12 protein-coding genes and 1 pseudogene are annotated in these 19,119 nt (G+C 70.3%); 10 read left to right on the top strand and 3 right to left on the bottom strand.

The window, feature by feature from the left end:
• The first annotated feature begins 39 nt into the window (after positions 1-39).
• Positions 40-1,785, top strand: coding sequence for a hypothetical protein (locus VT85_RS13870; RefSeq protein ID WP_068416143.1), 1,746 nt, complete (start codon positions 40-42; stop codon positions 1,783-1,785).
• Between the two features lie 142 nt (positions 1,786-1,927).
• Complete coding sequence (locus VT85_RS13865) at positions 1,928-3,298, top strand: Gfo/Idh/MocA family protein (RefSeq protein WP_068416138.1); 1,371 nt, start codon at positions 1,928-1,930, stop codon at positions 3,296-3,298.
• Positions 3,299-3,343: 45 nt separating this feature from the next.
• Here VT85_RS13865 and VT85_RS28530 read toward each other — a convergent pair whose 3' ends face one another.
• Positions 3,344-4,615: a bifunctional N-acetylglucosamine-1-phosphate uridyltransferase/glucosamine-1-phosphate acetyltransferase gene (locus VT85_RS28530; RefSeq protein ID WP_068416135.1), complete on the bottom strand. Its 1,272-nt coding sequence runs from the start codon at positions 4,613-4,615 to the stop codon at positions 3,344-3,346.
• Positions 4,616-4,902: 287 nt separating this feature from the next.
• Between VT85_RS28530 and VT85_RS13855 the strand changes: the two genes are divergently transcribed.
• Positions 4,903-5,934, top strand: a complete 1,032-nt coding sequence (locus tag VT85_RS13855) for a DUF2235 domain-containing protein (RefSeq protein ID WP_068416134.1) — start codon at positions 4,903-4,905, stop codon at positions 5,932-5,934.
• Between the two features lie 47 nt (positions 5,935-5,981).
• Here the strand turns inward: VT85_RS13855 and VT85_RS29675 are convergent.
• Positions 5,982-7,792: pseudogene (locus VT85_RS29675) on the bottom strand (cation:proton antiporter).
• 321 nt (positions 7,793-8,113) lie between these two features.
• On the opposite strand from VT85_RS29675, the gene gatC reads away from it, so the two are divergent.
• The 7 genes from gatC to VT85_RS13815 all read left to right on the top strand — a co-directional run bounded on the left by gatC (position 8,114) and on the right by VT85_RS13815 (position 18,625).
• Positions 8,114-8,401, top strand: a complete 288-nt coding sequence (gene gatC / locus VT85_RS13845; protein WP_068416132.1) for an Asp-tRNA(Asn)/Glu-tRNA(Gln) amidotransferase subunit GatC — start codon at positions 8,114-8,116, stop codon at positions 8,399-8,401.
• 71 nt (positions 8,402-8,472) lie between these two features.
• Positions 8,473-9,972, top strand: a complete 1,500-nt coding sequence (gatA, locus tag VT85_RS13840; RefSeq protein WP_068416129.1) for an Asp-tRNA(Asn)/Glu-tRNA(Gln) amidotransferase subunit GatA — start codon at positions 8,473-8,475, stop codon at positions 9,970-9,972.
• A gap of 76 nt (positions 9,973-10,048) precedes the next feature.
• Entirely contained in the window at positions 10,049-11,530 is a 1,482-nt protein-coding gene (gene gatB / locus VT85_RS13835) for an Asp-tRNA(Asn)/Glu-tRNA(Gln) amidotransferase subunit GatB (protein ID WP_068416127.1), read from the top strand.
• Between the two features lie 16 nt (positions 11,531-11,546).
• Positions 11,547-12,422, top strand: a complete 876-nt coding sequence (locus VT85_RS13830) for a sugar phosphate isomerase/epimerase family protein (protein WP_068416123.1) — start codon at positions 11,547-11,549, stop codon at positions 12,420-12,422.
• A 213-nt stretch (positions 12,423-12,635) separates the two neighbouring features.
• Positions 12,636-13,595: an RNA polymerase sigma factor gene (locus VT85_RS13825; RefSeq protein ID WP_197490692.1), complete on the top strand. Its 960-nt coding sequence runs from the start codon at positions 12,636-12,638 to the stop codon at positions 13,593-13,595.
• Between the two features lie 139 nt (positions 13,596-13,734).
• Positions 13,735-15,912: a cytochrome c biogenesis protein ResB gene (locus VT85_RS13820; protein WP_068416117.1), complete on the top strand. Its 2,178-nt coding sequence runs from the start codon at positions 13,735-13,737 to the stop codon at positions 15,910-15,912.
• Positions 15,896-18,625 carry a cytochrome c biogenesis protein gene (locus VT85_RS13815; RefSeq protein ID WP_409999934.1) on the top strand — a complete coding sequence of 910 codons (2,730 nt, stop codon included), beginning with the start codon at positions 15,896-15,898 and terminating at the stop codon, positions 18,623-18,625. Before VT85_RS13820 ends, VT85_RS13815 begins: the two co-directional genes overlap by 17 nt.
• On the opposite strand, the gene VT85_RS13810 is transcribed toward VT85_RS13815, so the two are convergent.
• On the bottom strand, positions 18,552-19,112 hold the full coding sequence (locus VT85_RS13810; RefSeq protein ID WP_068416111.1) for a DUF309 domain-containing protein: 561 nt from the start codon (positions 19,110-19,112) through the stop codon (positions 18,552-18,554). The genes VT85_RS13815 and VT85_RS13810 overlap by 74 nt on opposite strands.
• Positions 19,113-19,119: the final 7 nt, after the last annotated feature.

The following is a 19,119-nucleotide window of genomic DNA, read 5'->3' as shown; positions in this document are numbered from 1 at the left end:
CGAGGTCCTGACGACCCCTGTCGACCTGGAGTCGCATCGATGCCCCCCGACGACGAAGTTGCGACGCTCGAGCCGCCCGACGTCTATCGGCCGAGCGGCCGGATCGACTTCCTCCGACTGATCCCGCGACTCGTGGCCGGGGGGATCGTGGCCCTGGTCATGGCCGTGGCGCTCTTGCTGACGGAGGGGGGGTTCTATTTCTATCTCATCACCCCATTGATCCTGGCCGTCCCGGTCTTCGGGATGGTCTGGGTGGTCGTGCGGGGGGGCCGCTGCCGCAACCGAGGGTTCGCGGGCTTCGTGGGCATGGCCTTGGCGTTCGTGTATTACGCGGGCTACTGGGAGCTGAGCTACCTGGCCAACGTGGTCTCCCACGGCCCGGGAATGGTCGCGCTGACCGAGGCCGTGGGGGGCCTCCCGGGCCTGCCGGGGTACGTCGCCTTCCGCTGCAAGACGAGCCGGCCGGTCGACGTCGGCCGAGGGGGGGCGAACCAAGCCGCGCGTCCTCCCGGGGCCGTCGACGTGATCTTCAACGGCGTCTTCTTCGGGATGGAGACGCTCCTGATCGCCGGCGCCGCGATCGCGATCGGGCGTTCGTCGGCCTCGCGCGTCTACTCGGAACGGCTCCGGCGCTGGGCGAGTTCGACGGAGTGCAGCCTCCCCATCGCGGCGACCGACGGCGTGCTCGCCGCCGTAGAGGCGGGGGACTGGGCCGCGATCGGGGCCCTGCCCCGGTCGTCGAGCAAGATGAACGGCGGCGCGCCGAGCGTCGTCGTCCGGATCGAACACTTCCCGGAAGACGTCACGGAGCCTTCGTACGTCAGCGTGCTCGGCGGCAAGACGGGCCTGATCGCCCAGCGGTCGATCCCCGCCGACCAGATGGCCGCCGTCGCCCGCGAGTTCCCCGATGTGAAGCGGCCCGCGGGCGACGTCGTCGGGGACTCGCCGTCGGCGCTCCAGGAATCGATCGACCGCCTGGGCCTCGCCGCCGAGTCTCGCCCCGAGGCCGACGCCGACTTCCGCGCAGCGGCCGTCGCCGCCAGCCTCGCCCGTCTGAAGGGGAGACCGATCGAGGGGTTGGACGTCGTCCCGACCTCGCTCTGCACGCCCGCCTCGGAGGACGGCCGCCGCACGATGAGCCGAACATCCTGGGCCGTGTGCCTCCTGATACTCGCGCCGATCGTCGCGGCGTTCGGCTGGATAGGGGCGATGCTCTACCTGGCCTCGCGGGTGAATGGTCCGAACGGCGCCCCGACGCCTCTCAGCGAGACCTATTCCGTCGCGGGAATCCTCGGATTCTTCGGGTTCCTGGCGGCCGGAATGTTCATCTGGTTCGGCGGGTTCCGCCACTGGAGGGGGTTCCTCGCCCGACGCATCCACGGCCGCTCCGGCACGCCGGTCGACGGCCGTCCCGACCTCCCCTCGCGCGTCCTCGCACTTGAGGACGCCCGGACGTTCGACAAGCCGAAGCTGGTCGGCGACGACCTGGGGATCGCCTTCTTCGACCGGGCGGGCCGTCGTCTCATCTTCGAGGGCCTGACCCATCGCTACGTGATCCGGGGCGAGGACGTCGCGGCGTTGTGGCCGGTGCCGAGCCAGTCGAACGTCGCCGTCCGGATCGATTATCGCATCGGAGAGATCGTGCTCCCGCTGGTCTTCGCGACCCCGAACCCCTGGAACCAGGTCCCCCTCGCGGGCGCGCTAGCGAACCGACTCGTCATGGGCTACTTCGCCGACTTCACCGAGGCCCTGGGCTGCGAGATCGGCGCGGCCTCCACTCCATAGGCGAACGGTCGCGCCGGGCGGGACGTCCGGACGCGGGACGCTTGATTCGCGGGGCCGTCCGAGGCATGCTCTGGCATGGGCCTGAGCCCCGGGCGGTCGTCGTCCGGCCGGGCCCTCGCCGATCGCGAGCCGGAGACGCCCCATGTCCGACGATTCGACGATGGCCCCGGGAACGCCCGGGGCAGCCCCTTCGAGGCGCCAGTTCCACAAGGCCGCGGCCGCGGCGGCCCTCGGCGTCTTCGCGGCCCCCGCCTTCGTCCGGGGCCGGAACCTCAACGAGAAGCTGGACATCGCCTGCATCGGCGTGGGCGGGCGAGGCGCGGGAAATCTGGGCGACGTCTCCTCCGAGAACATCGTCGCCCTCTGCGACGTCTACGACGTGGCCGTCGAACGGGCCGCCGAGACGCGTCCCCACGCCAGGAAGTATCGCGACTTCCGCAAGCTCTACGACGACCTCAAGAAGTACGACGCCGTGGTGGTCAGCACCACCGAGCACACCCACGCCTTCGCCGTCCTCCCGGCCCTGCAACTGGGCAAGCACGTCTATTGCGAGAAGCCCCTGACCCACGACATCTGGGAGGCGAGGCTGATCCGCGAGGCCGCCGGCAAGGCCAAGGTCGCCACCCAGATGGGGACGCAGATCCACGCCGGCGACAACTACCGGCGCGTCGTCGAGTTGATCCAGGCCGGGGCGATCGGCGCCGTCAAGGACGTGCACGTCTGGGTCGGCCGCGCCTGGGGGCGGCAGTCTCCCGAGGAAGCCAAGGCCAACGGCGACATCGTCTCCGTCACCGAGCGGCCGGCCGGCTCGTCGCCGATCCCCGCCGGGCTCGACTGGGACCTCTGGATCGGGCCGGTCAAGTCCCGCCCCTTCCACGAAGTCTATTTCCCGGGCCCCAAGTGGTATCGCTGGTGGGACTTCGGCAACGGCACCATGAGCGACCTGGGGAGCCACTGGATCGACCTGCCGTTCTGGGCGCTGAAGCTGAAGGCCCCCAGCACGATCGAGGCCTTCGGCCCGCCGCCGCACGCCGAGATCGCGCCCGCCTCCATGAAGGCGGTCTATGAATACGAGGCCAAGGGGGACCAGCCCGCCACCCGCCTCACCTGGTATCAGGGGGCGATGAAGCCGGAGCCCTGGTCGTCGGGCGCCATCCCCAAGTGGGACAGCGGCGTGCTCTTCGTCGGCGAGAAGGGGATGCTCCTCTCCGATTACGGCCGCCACCTCCTCCTCCCCGAGGACGAGTTTCGCGACTACAAGCGGCCGGAGCCGACGATCCCGGCGTCGCTGGGCCACCACGCCGAGTGGATCCACGCCTGCAAGACCGGGGCGCCCACCACCTGCAATTTCGAGTACGCCGGCTGGCTCACCGAGGCCAACCACCTCGGCAACGTGGCCTATCGCGTCGGCGGGAAGCTCGAATGGGACGCCGCCGCCCTCAAGGCGACCAACGCGTCCGAGGCCGACGCCCTGATCCGCCGGGACTACCGACCGGGCTGGTCGCTGGGCTGAGACGTCGCGAGGGGAGAGGGGACGGCCGCCTCTCCCCTCCTCGGCTCACTCGGACTTCGTCGCGATCGGCCGGGCCGGGACGCCGACGACCGTCGCGCCTTTGGGGACGTCGTTGTTCTTGGTGACGACGGCGCCGGCGCCGACGACGGCCCCCTCGCCGACCGCGACGGGGGCGATCAGGACGGCCCCCGAGCCGATGTGGGCGTCGGCGCCGATCGTGGTCGCGTGCTTGCGCTCGCCGTCGAAGTTGGCGGTGATCGCGCCGCAGCCGACGTTCACGTTCGCGCCCACGCGGGCGTCGCCCAGATAGGCCAGGTGGCGGACGACGACCCCCGCGTCGAGCGTCGAGCGGCTGACCTCGACGAACGCGCCGACCTCGACGTCGTCGGCCAGCTCGGCACCCGGCCGGAGGTGGGCGAACGGGCCGATCTTGCAGCGGTCGCCGACCTTCACCGCGCCGTCGAGCACGCTGAACGGCCGGACGACGGTGTCGCGGCCGATCTGGGCGCGGCCGTCGATGTAGGTGTTCCGGGGATCGACGATCGAGACCCCCTCGGTCATCCAGTGGTCCTGGATCCGGGCCTGCATGATCTCCCCGGCCTGGGCGAGGTGCTGGCGGGTGTTGACGCCGAGGATGTCGTCGGCCGAGAGCACGTTGAGGGCCAGGACCTTGCGGTCCATCCGCATCAGCTGCTCGGGGGCGTCGGTGAGGTAGTATTCGCCCTGGGCGTTGCTGGTGCCGATCTGTTCCAGGGCCTCCCAGAGCGCGGGAAGCTCGAAGACGTAGCAGCTCGGGTTGACCTCGCGGATGGCCCTCTCTTCGGGAGTGCCGTCGCGTTCCTCGACGATCCGCAGGAACCGCCCGGCGGAGTCGCGGAGGATGCGGCCGAAGCCGGTCGGGTCGTCGACCTCGGCCGTCCCCAGCAGGCAGGCGGCCCGCTCGCGCTTCTGGCGATCGAGGAGGTCGGCCAGCGGCTCGGGGCGGAGCAAGGGCTCGTCGCCGACGAGGACCAGGATCGGGCCTTCGTAGCCCTCCAGCAGCGGCCGGCAGACCTTGACGGCGTGGCCCGTGCCGAGCTGTTCCTCCTGGACGGCGAATCGGATGTCAGGCTCGCCGTCCAGGGCCTCGTAGAGCTGATCGGCCGCATAGCCGACGACGACCACGATGGTCTTCGCCCCCGCACCCCGGGCCGCGTCGACGACGTAACTGATCATCGGCCTGCCGCACACCTCGTGCAGCACCTTCGCCCTGTCCGAGTTCATCCGCTTGCCCTGGCCGGCCGCCAGGATGATCGCCACCGGACCTTCGATCGCCATGAATCCGCCCCGATCCTCAGAGTAAGTAGTCCCCCGGCCGTCGCCCCGGCATCGCGAGGCCGGCTCGGCGTCGGGCCATCTTAGAAGCTCGCAGGGGCGGTCGTCAAACCGTCGCGGGTGCCGACGACGGCGGACCGGGCTTTAAGTTTCACCTAAAATGATTGCTTTCGCGTTTCTCGGCCGGTAGGATTCGGCCGTTCCACCACTTTTCCGCCTCCAATCGACGCCTCGGCAAGCCCCTTCGGGTGCCTCGCGAGGCGGTCTCCCGGCCCCAGTGGAGCCCCCCCATGAAGCGCATCGTCCTTTGTTTCGACGGCACCTGGAACGTGCCGGCCGATGAAGGCCGCGACCCGAGCGAGCGGGTGGAGACGAACGTCAGTCGGTTCCACGAATCGGTCCAGCCGGTCGGCCCCGACGGCGTCGTCCAGGCGAAAGCGTACTTTCGCGGCGTGGGGACCGACCACTGGGATCGGATCACCGGCGGCGTGCTGGGCGCCGGGCTTGCCGAGCACATCCGTGACGGCTACGGGAAGCTCATCGAGCTGTACGACGAAGGGGACGAGGTCTACATCCTGGGATTCAGCCGGGGCGCCTACACGGCGAGGAGCCTCGTCGGCATGATCCGCAACAGCGGCCTGGTGAGCCGGCGGTACGCCAAGCTCGCGGCGGCGGCGGCGTACCTCATCTATCGGACCCGGGGCGACGGCCCCGACACCGCGCGGGCCCGACGCTTCCGCGCCCGCTTCTCGCGCGAGATCCCGATCCGGTTCCTCGGCGTCTGGGACACCGTCGGGGCGCTCGGCATCCCTCTGGAGCTGGCGGGTCGGCTGAACGCCTCATATTTCCAGTTCCACGACACCGAACTCAGCGCCATCGTCGAACGGGCCTACCACGCCCTGGCGCTGGACGAGCACCGGGCCGACTATGAGGCGGCGCTCTGGAACCCCAAGGAGAAGCCGGGCCAGACGGTCGAACAGCGCTGGTTCGCGGGCGCCCACTCGGACGTGGGGGGCGGCTACGACGATCGGAGACTTTCCGACATCGCCCTGCGGTGGATGCAGGACCGGGCGGCCGACGCGGGCCTCGGGCTCTCCCGGGTCGCGGTCGGGGCCGAGAGCTTCAAGGGGACGGCCACCGACTCCTACGCGAAGTTCCTCCTGGGGCTCTACGCCCACCGCCATCCCCGGCACTTCCGCTCAGTGCTGGAGACGAAGGGGAACGAGGCGATCGATCCCTCCGTCGACCTGCGCCGCGGCGACCCCGCGCTGGCGTACTCGCCGCGCAACACGGGGCTGCCGGACCTGATCCTGACGGCCTGAGGACCGCGTCGGTCATTCGCCCAGCGGGTTCTCGCTGCGGGCGGCGGTCATCTCCGGGGCCCCGGGGACGGGCTGGGCGGCGGGCGTGGCGCCGGCGTCGTCGCCGCCGACCGGCCCCCGAGCCGTGCGTCGTCGCCGGCTCGGACGGCGGCGGAGAATTCGGCGTGGACGCGGGCGCGCTCGCGGTCCACCTGGTCGGGCGTGGCGCCGAGGCGGTGGAGCAGCGACTCGGTCATCGCCAGGGCGACCTCGCCTTCGCCCGAGAAGACGCTGTCGGCGCCGGCGGCGCGCATCTCGGCCACCTCGCGCAGGTAGGTCGTTCGGGCGAGGATGAAGACGTCCGGGTTGATCTCGCGGGCGAGCCGGATCGTCTCCTTGCCGCCGCTCATGGTCGAGCTGCTGAGGATCAGGCCGACGGCCTTGTCGACGCCCGCGTGCTCCAGGACCTCGCGATGCATGGCGTCCCCGTAGAGCGCCCGCACGCCCTCGTCTTCCAGGCGGCGGACGGTGTCCATGTTGAGCTCGACGACGACCGGGTCGATCCGGATGTCGCGGAGCAGCCGCGAGAGGGTCTTCCCCACCGGCCCGTAGCCGATCACGACGACCCGGTGCCGTCCCGAGGCCTCGGGCTCCTCCTCGTCGTGGTGGACCCGGTTCTCGACCGGGCTCGGGTCCTTCATGAAGCGCTTGAGGAGCCGCTCCATCGGGCCGATGGTCCGATAGAGGATCGGGTTGAGCGTGATCGTGATGATCGCCGCGGCGATCAGGACGTTGTTCGCTTCGTCGTCGATGATCCCGAGCGCCTTGCCGCCGGTGGCCAGGATGAACGAGAACTCGCCGATCTGGGCCAGCACGACCCCGACCGAGGTCGCCGCCCGCAACGGATAGCCGAGGAGGTGGACGATCGACCAGGCCGCCAGCGGCTTGCCCACGAGGATCACGACGAGCGTCCCGGCGAGCAAGCCGGGGGAGTCGAGCAGCGACCGGGGGTGGAAGAGCATCCCGACCGAGACGAAGAAGAGGACGGCGAAGGCGTCCCGCATCGGCAGGGCCTCGGTCGCCGCCCGCAGGCTGAACTGCGACCGGCCCACCACCATGCCGGCGAGGAAGGCCCCCAGGGCCATCGACACGTCGAACAGCTTCGCCGCCGACACGGCGATCCCCAGCGCCACCACGAGCACGGTCAGCGTGAACAGCTCGCGCGAGCGCGTCGCCGCGGCCTTGTCGAGCAGCCAGGGTATCGCCCGCTCGCCGACCACGAACGTCAGCGCCACCATCACGCAGAGCTTCACGGTCGCCATCCCGACGGCCGACCCGACCGCCCCCGCCCCCGACGCCCCGGGCCGAAGAGCGCCGGCAGCATCACCAGCAGGAAGACCGTGAACAGGTCCTCGACCACGAGCCAGCCCACGGCGATGTGGCCGGTCTGCGTGTGCAGGTCGCCGTTGTCCGCCAGCACTCGCACCAGCACCACGGTGCTCGCCACCGAGATCGCCATGCCGAAGACCAGGCCCGCCGACCAATCCCAGCCGTGGTAGTGGCCCAGCAGCGTCCCCAGGACCGTCGCCACCACGCTCTGGCAGACCGCGCCGGGGATCGCCACCCGCTTGACGGCGAGCAGTTCCTTGAGGTGGAACTGCAACCCGACGCCGAACATCAGCAGGATGACGCCCACCTCGGCGAGCTGGTCGGCCAGGTGCTGGTCGGCCGTGAATCCGGGCGTCGCCGGCCCCACCGCGATCCCCGCGAGAAGGTAGCCGACGATCGGCGAGAGCCGGAGCCTGAAGGTGATGTAGCCGAGGACGAGCGCGGCGGCCATGCCGCCGGTGAGGGTTACGATCAGGTCGATGTCGTGCATGGCGCGAAACTTTCCCGCAGAAGGCGCTCCGGTCTCCTGGCCCTTCCCCTCGCGAGAACGAACGGTTCGGCCCCGTGTTCGAGGGCCCATTATGGAGGATCGACCGGGCCGACACCAGACCGATTAACGGCCGTCCGCCGCCCCGAAGCCCCGGGGACTTCGCCGCCGGCCGCCCCGGGAACCCCCGCGGTCGAGGGCGGCCCCCGAGGCGTCCCCGCGCCTTGAAGCCGGGGGCCGGATCTGTCAGACTGGCCCGGTGCGCCGGGTCCGGTCGGGCCCGGCGGCGGGAATCCCAGGCGCGAGCGAGGAGAGAGCCGGACGATGTCGCTGTCGACCGAAGAAGTGGCCAAGGTCGCTGTGCTGGCGCGGCTGCGCCTCAGCCCCGACGAGTTGCGGACGTTCACCGGGCAGCTCAACGCGATCGTCGATTACGTGGCCCAGCTCCAGGAGCCCGACACCTCGGGCGTCGAGCCGCTGGCCCACGGCGTCGAGGTCCGCAACGTCTTCCGCGACGACGTCCGCGGCCCCGCCCTCCCCCGCGAGGACGCGCTCGCCAACGCCCCCAAGAGGAACGCCGAGAGCTTCCTCGTCCCCGCCGTCCTCGACTGAACCTCCCGACCCGCCGCCATTCCCGACGGATCGAACGACCGCCCGAACGACCGAGCCGAGATCCCGCCCCCATGAACGCCGACCTGCTGAAAGACGCCACCGCCGCGAGCCTGCTGGCCAAGCTGAACGCCGGGGAGATCCGCAGCGAGGAGCTCGTCCGGGGATACCTCGACCGCGCCGAGGCGCTCAAGCGGCTCAACGTGTACGTCCACCTGGACCCCGAACGGATCCTCGACCAAGCCCGGGCGATCGACGCCCGCCGCGCGGCCGGCGAGCCCGTGGGCCCGCTCGCCGGCGTGCCGGTGGCGATCAAGGACGTCCTCTGCGTCGAGAAGGAGCCGACGACCTGCGGCAGCCGGATGCTCAAGGACTTCCGGCCCCCCTACGACGCGACCGCGATCGTCAAGCTCCGCCGGGCCGGCGCGATCCTCTTCGGCAAGACGAACATGGACGAGTTCGCGATGGGCTCGTCCACTGAGAACAGCGCCTACGGCCCGACCCTCAACCCCTGGGACGAGACGCGGATCCCCGGCGGATCCTCCGGGGGCTCGGCCGCCGCCGTCGCCGCCGACCTCGCGCCGATCTCGCTCGGCACCGACACCGGCGGCTCGATCCGCCAGCCGGCCGCCGTCTGCGGCGTCGTCGGCCTCAAGCCCACCTACGGACGGGTCAGCCGATACGGCCTCATCGCCTTCGCCAGCTCGCTCGACCAGATCGGCCCGTTCGCCCACGACCTGGCCGACGCCGCGCTCTTGCTCGGGGCCATCTCGGGCCATGACGACCGCGACGCCACCAGCGTCGACCGGCCGGTCCCCGACTACGTCGCGAGCCTCGACCGCAAGCCCGAGTCGCTGCGCATCGGCGTCGCCCGCGAGTTCTTCGGCGAGGGGCTCGACCCCGAGGTCGAGGCCGCCGTCCGCGAGGCGATCCGGGTCTATGAGAAGGCCGGCGCGACCATCAAGGACGTCTCGCTGCCGAACTCCAAATACGGCGTGCCCGCCTACTACATCGTGGCCCCCGCCGAGTGCTCCAGCAACCTCTCCCGCTACGACGGCACCCTCTTCGGCCACCGCGCCGAGGACTGGTCCCCGATGCACCCCGGCGAGGAAGACCTGCACCCGCTGGTCCGCATGATGATGGCCAGCCGCGCCGAAGGGTTCGGGGCCGAGGTCAAGCGGCGGATCATGCTGGGGACGTTCTGCCTCTCGGCCGGCTACGCCGACCAGTACTACAACCAGGCGCTCAAGGTCCGCCGCCTGATCCGCAACGACTTCGACGCGGCCTTCCACGACGTCGACGTGATCCTCGGTCCGACCTCCCCCTCGCCGGCCTTCAAGCTCGGCGAGCGCACGGCCGACCCGCTGGCGATGTACCTCTCGGACATCTACACGATCACCGCCAACCTCGCCGGCATCCCCGGCCTGAGCCTCCCCTGCGGCTTCACGAAATCGGGCCTGCCCATCGGCTTGCAGCTCCTGGCGCCCGCGTTCGCCGAGGAGAACCTCCTCCGCACGGCCCGCGTCTTCGAACGCGAGACCGACTGGAACCGCAGGCGCCCGGGGCTGTCGTGACGCCCGGTCCGGCGGCGCGACAGGTCGCCGAGAACGCCCCTTTTTGAATCGAGAAAGCCCGGCGGGTCCCCCTCCTATGAGCCATCCCTACGACGTCGTCATCGGCCTTGAAATCCACGTCCAGCTCCAGACCGAGAGCAAGATGTTCTCGTGGTGCGGCACCGAGTTCGGCCTGCCGCCGAACACGCAGACGGACCCGGTCTCGCTGGGGATGCCGGGGACCTTGCCGGTCATGAACCGCAAGGCCTTCGACCTGGCCCTCAAGACGGCCCTGGCGCTGCACGCCGAGATCGCGCCGTTCACCAAGTGGGACCGCAAGAACTACTACTATCCCGACCTCCCCAAGAACTATCAGATCAGCCAGTACGACCTGCCGTTCTCCCTCGGCGGCTGGCTCGACATCCCCGTCCGCAAGGACGGCGGCGGCGGCGGCCGGTGCGCCCTGACGCGGGTGCACCTTGAAGAAGACACCGGCAAGCTCACCCACGGCGTCGGCGAGTACTCCGAGGTCGACCTCAACCGCGCCGGCATCCCGCTCTTGGAGATCGTCGGCGAGCCCGAGATCCGCTCCGCGGCCGACGCCCGAGGCTGCCTGGAGGAGCTTCGGCTCACGCTCCGCTACCTGGGCGTCTCCGACTGCGAGATGCAGGAAGGGTCGCTCCGCTGCGACGCCAACATCAACCTGCACATCCACAAGGACGGCCGGACGATCGCCACCCCGATCGTCGAGATCAAGAACCTCAACAGCTTCCGGGCCGTCGAGAAGGCCCTGAACTACGAGACCGATCGCCAGTACCGCAAGTGGGAGGAGGACGGCCTCACCATCACGGACTCGCCCAAGACCACCCGGGGCTGGAACGACGCCGAGGAGGTGACGAAGCCCCAGCGCGAGAAGGAGACGGCGGCCGACTACCGCTACTTCCCCGAGCCCGACCTCGTCCCCGTCGTCGTCGACGACGAGTGGCTGGCCCGGATCCGCGCGACCATCGGCGAACTCCCCGCGGCGCGCCGCGAGCGGTTCCAGACGGCGTTCGGCCTCTCCCCCTACGACGCCAACGTCCTCGTCGAGCAAGGCGAGGACGTGGCCGACTACTTCGACGCCGTCGCCAGGGAGACCAGCGAGTACAAGCTGGCGAGCAACTGGATCCAGCAGGACGTGCTTCGCACGATCAAGGACAGGAAGCTGGCGATCGCCGATTTCCCCGTCCGCCCCGACGCCCTGGCCGACCTGATCAACCGCGTCAAGCGCGCCGAGCTGAACACCAACCAGGGCCGCGAGGTCCTCGGCCGGATGATCGAGACCGGCGATCCGGCCGAGAAGGTGATCGAGCTGGGGGGCTACAAGATGGTCTCCGACAGCGGAGCCATAGCCGACGCCGTCGACGCGGCGCTCGCGGCCAACCCCCAGGCCATCGAGGATCTCAAGAAGGGCAAGAAGAAGCCCGAGGCCGTCAAGGGCTTCCTGCGCGGCCAGGTGATGAAGCAGACCGGCGGCAAGGCCAACCCGGCACTCGTGGGCGAGTTGCTGGAAGCCAAGCTCGCCGAACTCCTTGCGTGACGAAAGGCTCGAACCCATGCAGAGGCTCAACATCGACCGACGAGGATTCCTGGCGGCCGTCGGCGGCGTCGCGGCGGGCGCGGCGCTCCGCGGCCCTTCGGCGCTCGCGGCCGACGCCCCCAAATGGAAGCGAGCCTTCATGCTCGGCGGCCTCACCAAGGGCCCCGTGCTCCCCACCTTCAAGCTGCTCAAGGAGGCCGGTTTCGAGGGCGTCGAGCTGATCAGCCCCAACGAGCTCGACCTGAAGGAAGTCCTCGCCGCCCGCGACGAGACGGGCCTGGTCATCCACGGAGTCAGCGGCGGCCGACACTGGTCCGACCCCCTCTCCGACCCCGATCCGGCCGTCGTCGAGCGTGGCGTGGAGGCCATCAAGCAGGAGTTCCTGGACTGCAAGGCGTACGGCGGGACCACGGTCCTGGTCGTCCCGGCCGTCGTCAACAAGAACGTCTCGTACCGCCAGGCGTGGGAGCGGTCCCAGGCCCAGATCCGCAAGCTCATCCCGCTGGCCGAGGAGGCCGGGGTCAAGATCGCCGTCGAGGAGGTCTGGAACAAGTTCCTCCTCAGCCCGATCGAGTTCGCCCGCTACATCGACGAATTCGAGAGCCCGACCGTCGGCGCGTATTTCGACGTGGGCAACATCGTCGAGTACGCCTACCCCCAGGAATGGATCCGCGAGCTCGGCAAGCGGATCCTCAAGATCCACATCAAGGAATACGCCAAGCCCAAGCGGTTCGGCTACCCGCTCGGCGAGGGCGAGATCGACTGGCCGGAGGTCAAGCAGGCCCTCGTCGACGTGGGCTACGAAGGCTGGATCACCGCCGAGGTCGGCTTCGGCGACCTGGACGCCATGAAAGACGTCGTCGCCCGCATGAACCGGCTGTTGTTCAGCTGAGGACGCCGGCCCCGCCTCCGAATCCACGAACCGAATCCGGCCGCCTCGCCCCCCCGGGCGTAGGCGGCCGGCGTCGCGCTTCGGGCGAATCGTGGGCTTTCGTCGAGAAATCCGCATTCGTCGGGGGCCGGATCGGCATAATGGGTTAGAGCATGTGATTCGAAGGGGGCGAGGGCCGGAATCGCGATGATCGAGCGGGCCACGGATGCGATCTTGCTGAAGCGCTTCGCGGAGGAGCGGGAGGAGGCCGCGTTCGCCGAACTGGTCGAACGTCACGGCCCGCTCGTCCGGGGTGTCTGTCGGCGGCTCCTCCGCAGCGAGCACGACGTCGAGGACGTCTTCCAGGCGACGTTCCTGCTCCTGGCCCTCCGGGCCTCGGACGTGGCCTGGCGGGCGTCGATCGGCGGCTGGGTGCGCGACGTCGCCCGACGGCTGGCCCTGAACGCCCGGACCGAGATCGCCCGCCGCCGCCGACGCGAGACGCCGGTCTCCAACCTCTTGCCGGGATTGCGTTTCGGCGAAACCGGAGCCCTGCCCGACCGGGCCTGTCCGCTCTCCGTCTTCACGGACGAGGTCGAGCGCCGGGACGTTCGCCGGGTGATCGACGGCGAGGTCGACGACCTGCCGGAGAAGTACCGCGAGCCGTTGGTCCTCTGCTACCTGGAAGGCAAGACGAACCACGAGGCCGCCGCCGCGCTCGGCTATCCGGTGGGTTCCATGTCCCGTCGCCTGGAGAAGGCGCGAGGGCTGCTCCGCAAGCGGCTGATCGGCCGTGGGGTGACGCTCGGCGTCGTCCTGGCGCTGGTCGGCTGGCTCGTCGCCACCTCGCCCCGACCGGGAGGCCGGCCCGATCCGGGCCCCGGTTCGCCCCCCCTCGGCTTCGCGGCCCAGGCGGTCGAGTCGTCGAGTCGGTCGGAACTTCGAGAACTTCTCGCGGCTCTCCAACGTAATGATGGGAATGGCCTCGGCCGGGATCGGCTCGGACTCGCGGTCCGGCACGCCGCCGAAGCCGCCGAACTCGCCCCGGCCGCGAGCCGGGAGCGGCTGCTCGGATTCGCGGCCGAGACCCGGCTGGCGGCGCTCGACCTGTCGGGGATCGGCCCCGACGACGACCGGGCCGACGTCCCGCGACTCCTTGCGACGTGCGTGCGCTGCCACGTCGCGCTCCACTGACCGACCCGCCCGCCGGCCCCGACGAGGCTGTTCGCCCGTAGGGGCCCTGGTTTAGAATCGACGTATCCTGGGGCGGCCGGCGACGGCCCGTCCCAACCCGCCCGGCTCCCCCCCGATTACGATCCTCCCTCCTCGGCAGGTGCGACATCATGGCGACGGCCACCAAAAAGCCCCCCGGCCCCGTCCCTCGGCCCCCAGCCCCGGGCGGTCGATCGGCGGGCGGATCCTGGGCGCGATCGACGCGATCTACAAATTCCTCGCCTCGCTCAAGCTGGCCGTGCTCTCGCTGTCGAGCCTGGCCGCCGCGCTGGCCTTCGCCACCTGGTTCGAGTCCACCTACGGGACCCGGGCCGTGCAGTCGTTCGTCTACAAGAGCGCGGGGTTCGCCGTCCTCCTCGCGTTCTTGGCGATCAACATCTTCTGCGCGGCGTCGATCCGCTTCCCCTGGAAGAAGCGGCAGACCGGCTTCGTCATCACGCACGCCGGGCTCCTGGTCCTGATCGCCGGCTCGTACGTCCACTTCAAGTCGGGCGACGAGGGAATGGTGGGGATGCTCGAAGGGGAGTCGCGGAGCGAGATGCTCCGCACCGACGCGCCGATGTTCCGGCTCCGCGAGGTCGACCCGCACACCCAGAAGCCGTCGGCGAATTACGAGCTGCCGTTCGACGAGTCCGGTCCGTTCCCCTGGGGCGGGGGCTCGCAGCGGATCCGCAACCTGTTCGACCTGACGCTCAACCGCCTCACCGGGGGCCGTTATCCGATCGTCCGGGACGAGGCCGACGTCCTCAGCAAGGCGGGCGACCCGTTCAAGTTCGTGGTCAAGCAGTATCTGCCGGCCGCCACGCCCGACACGGTCCGCCGGAGCGATCCTTCCGGCCAGCCGATGGCCCGGCTCCTCCTGCGGTTCAAGGCCCCGGGGATGCCCGACGCCCGGCTGGCGAACGCCGAGGACGCCGCGCAGTGGTTCCAGCTCGACCGCCGCTTCTACCGGACGGCCCGGAGCGACGGCATGCCGGCCCTGGTCTCGTTCTCGTACGTCGACCGTCCCGAGTACGTCGAGGACTTCCTGAAGCCCCCGCTCGCCGAGAGCGCCGTGGGGGTCGCCCGGATCCGCTATCGGGACAAGGACGGCAAGGAACGCTCCCACGACTTCAAGCTGGAGACGCCGGCCGACCAGCCGGTCCCGCTCCCGGACAGCGACCTGATCGTCTCGCTCCAGAAGCTCGCCAACTTCCCGACCGCCGAGGCGGGCCTGGCGCGGGTGGTGGGCGCGGATTCGATCCCGATCGCCGTCTTCGACGTCCGCAAGGGGGACGCCCCCGTGGTCGAGCACGTCGCGATGGGGGCGATGCCGATGTTCCCCAACATCATCCCCCGCCCGACCGTCGACGGCGGCAAGCCCCCCGAGGCCCTCGTCAGGATCCACCTGATGCTCCCGCCGGACCTCGACCCCAAGTCGAGCGGCCTGTTCGGCCAGATCGACGTCCTGGCCACGCCCGAGAAGACCCTCTACCAACGCGTCTTCGGCCGCGGCAAGGACGGCAAGCCCGAACTGCGGAGCGCCGGCCCGATCGAGACCGGGAAGTGGATCGACGCCTTCGGCGGCGGCGCCGGGGCCGCCATGACCATCGGCTTCCAGGTCGGCGAATACCTGCCGACCGCCGTCGAGAAGCGGATCTTCCGCCCTCTGTTCCTGATCGGCAGCCAGATGGACGAGGCGATCCCCGCCTGCCTCGTCGAGCTGACCGTCGACGGCAAGACCGAGGAAATCTGGATCCAGCGCAGCGAGGCGCTGGAGGCCCCGGTCTTCCGTCCCGTGCCGTTCGGCGGCCGACTCTTCGAGATCGCCTACGACGCCGACCGCCGTCCCCTGGGCTTCGACCTCACGCTCGAGGACTTCGAGGTCGGCTTCGAGCCGGGGACCGAACAGGCCACCAAGTTCGTCAGCCAGGTGAAGGTGGACGACCTGTCGCAAGGGGTCCGGGACCAGCTCCACACGATCTCGATGAACGAGCCGATGACCCATCGCGGCCTCACCTTTTACCAGATGCGCTACTCGCCGATCGTCGATCCCCGCACCAACCAGCGGACCGGCCAGTTCCAGTCGGTCTTCCAGGTGGGGAGCAACCCGGGGAGGCCGATCATCTACGCGGGCAGCCTGCTGATCGTGCTGGGGACGTTCGTGCAGTTCTACATGCGCGCCGGCCTCTTCACCGACGGCGGCAAGCGGGAACGCGAGCAGGCCGCGAAGAAGGCCGGGGCGCCGACGCCCGTCGAGCCCCCCACGCCCGCGCAGTCCGATGAAGACATCCTGTGATGACGGGCGCGACGACCGTCCGGCCGAGGCCGGACCGGTCCCGACGCCCCTCGACCAGACCGCCCCAATCCGATCGACAGCCATCTCCGGGAGATCCGCGATGAGACGATACGGCCGACTTCTCTTTGGACTGGGCCTCTTCGCGGTCCTGGGGATCGCGACGGCCTCCGTCACGCCCCCCGACGGCGGGGGCTCCAACGGCGGCAAGCTGGGCGTCGGCCCGGCCTACGACCGCATCGGCCGGGTGGCCGTCATGCACCAGGGGCGCGTCAAGCCGCTGGACACGGTCGCCCGCGAGGAGGTCAAGCAGGTCTTCGGCCGCGAGTCGATCAAGCTCCTCGACGACCGCAACCAGATCGTCGAGACCTGGGGACCGGTCGGCGCGTTCGTCGACTGGATCGCGCGTCCCGAGTTCTGGGACTCGCAGCCGTTCATCCTCGTCGACTATCTGCCGCTCAAGCGTCAGATCCTCCTGGGCCCGATCCGCGCCCGCCTGGCGGCGATCGCGGCCCGGCCGGAGACCCCGGGCGAGGACAAGGAGCGGCTCGCGGTGCTGGCCGAGGACGACGGGCTCGACGCCGGCTCGCTCCTGAAGTTCGTCGAGACGTCGAAGATCGAGGAGGTCGACCGCAAGGCCGTCCTGGACATGGCGGCCAAGCTCCACGAGGACCGCAAGTGGCTGTCCCCGGACGACCTGGACGAGGCCAAGATCAGCCACGGCGACCACGAAGAGCCGTTCATGGAGTGGGTCGGCCAGCTCGACGATCAGAAGCGCAAGTTCGATTCCAACCCGACGCTCGCCGAACGGCTCACCGAGGTCGAGCGCCGGGCCATCGACGTCGGCCATCGGCTGGCGACCTACAAGGCGTATTCCGGCGAGGAGATGCGCACCGCCGGGCTGATCCGCATCATGCCCCGACCGTTCAGCCGGGCGGCCCTCGACTTCTACAAGGAAGTCATCCCCAAGGCCCGCACGGCCGCCAACCTCCGCGACCTCTCGCCGGTCGAGTTCGACACCCTCAAGGCGCTCGACACCTACTGGAACGACGTCCCCAGCAACGACCGGCACGACCCGGGCGAGGACGCCGGATTCGACGCCAAGTTCTCCTCCTGGCTCGCCGAGAACTCGGTCTGGACGCCCCTGAAGGTGCTGCTCAAGGCCGACGCCGAGTCGCTCGTGAAGGCCGGCTTCCCCGAAGCCGAGACCCGCGCGTTCCTCGACGCCTACAAGGCGTTCGAGCAGGCCGAGAACCAGAAGCCGGGGGCGATCCCGATCGAGACGGCCGACGCCCTGCTGGCGTCGTCGCGGGCCCTGGGAGAGGCGCTCAATCCGGAGCACTACCCCACCGCGGCGGCCGTCGAGCGCGAGTCCCACTTCAACGCCGTCAACCCGTTCTACCAGGCGCCGTTCGCCTACGGCGTCTCGATGGTCCTGCTGGCGATCGCGCTGGGGTTCTCCGGCGGCCGGGTGGGCCAGATGGGGACCGCGGGCCGGGCGCTGCACTCGCTGGGGATGCTCGGCCTGCTGGTCGGCATCGGCCTGGAATGCTACGGCTTCTACCTGCGGATCCTGATCACGGGATGGGCGCCGGTCACGAACATGTATGAGACCGTCATCTGGGTCGCCCTGGTGGCGGCGGTCCTGGCGTTCGCCTTCGAGCTGGTCTACCGCCGCACGTTCACCGCGCTGGCGGGGGCGGGCGTGGCCCTGCTGGGGACGATCACGGCGGCCAACGTGCCGCTCCTGGACCCCAGCATCAAGAGCCTCCAGCCGGTGCTGCGGAGCAACCTCTGGCTGACGATCCACGTCTTGACGGAGGTCTCCAGCTACGCCGCGTTCGGCCTGGCCTGGGCGCTCGGCCTGATCGCGACGGTCTATTACATGACCGCCACCTACCGCCGTTCCCCCTCGTACGGCGAGCTGGCCTCGCCGCTGGTCCCCGCCTTCCCGCTCCTGTCGGTCGGCGTCGGCGGCATGGCCGCCTCGTACGGGGCGTTCGGGCCGCAGTGGACGACCGGCGATCCGCTCTTCTACGTCTTCTCCACGATGGCGGCGATCGGCGGCATGGTCTCGCTGGGGACCGTCCTGGCCCTGCTGGGCGAGGCCGCCAACCGGCTGACCTCGCGCGGGATCGACGACGCCCCGGCCGTCGCGGCCGAGACGCCGGCCCCGGCCGTCTCGCCGCAAGCGCCCGGCGTGCGGCCCTCGGTCGAGGAGATCCGGGCGATGGCCGCCCCCGCCACGCTCGACGCCCGCGGCCAGGCCATGCAGGAGACGGCGGCGATGATCAAGCCGCTCTCGAACTTCATCTACCGCGCGATGCAGGTCGGCGTCCTCTTGATCGCCGCCGGCACGATCCTCGGCGGCGTCTGGGCCGACTACTCGTGGGGACGCTTCTGGGGATGGGACCCGAAGGAGGTCTGGGCGCTCATCACGCTCTTGGTCTACCTGATCCCGCTCCACGGGCGGTTCGCGGGCTGGGTCACCACCTTCGGCCTGGTCTTCGCGTCGGTGGTCTGCTTCCTCTCGGTCGTCATGGCCTGGTACGGCGTCAACTTCGTCCTGGGGGTCGGCCTGCACAGCTACGGCTTCGTGGAAGGGGGCTCGCAGGGCTTCATGGGCGTGATCCTCTCCGCCATCATGGCCCTGCCGCTGGGCGCCTACTGGCGTCGACGGCTGGGCCAGCTCCGCCCGGCCGCAACGGTCGCGTGAAGACGCGCACGGCCGAGCCCTCGGCGACGACGGGCTCGGCCGGCGGATCGTCGGCCACGGAGCGGGCGAAGGCGATCAGGGCGTCGAGGTCGAGCCCCAGGAGCGAAGGGCCGACCTCGGCGCGCACCTCCGCGAAGTGGTCGGCCGCCCTCCTCGCGTGCGATCGCACGCCCCCAGGCCTCCCCTGCCGGACCTTGACCCCGGCCGCGGCCAGCTTGATCAGGCCCTGCAACACCGCCGCAATCGGCCCCCGGCGGCCGTGCGCCAGCCAGAGCGGCTCCCAGGCTTCATGGGCCTCCCAGTAGCATCCGGCGTTGAACAGGTCGACCCCCCGCAGGTAAGCCGGCGACTCCGCCCAGGCGTCCCCCGCGATGGGCGGCGGCGACGGTCGGGCCTCGTCACGCGGGGGCTTCGGGCGGCCGGCTCCGGGGACGTAAGTCCGCGCCGGCGGCTCCTCGTCCTGGTATGATCGGATCGTCTCCCGCATCCTCCCC

This window comes from Planctomyces sp. SH-PL62 (assembly GCF_001610895.1).
GTDB lineage: Bacteria > Planctomycetota > Planctomycetia > Isosphaerales > Isosphaeraceae > Paludisphaera.
Note: the sequence above shows the minus strand (reverse complement) of the source record. Positions and strands in the feature narration are given on the sequence as shown.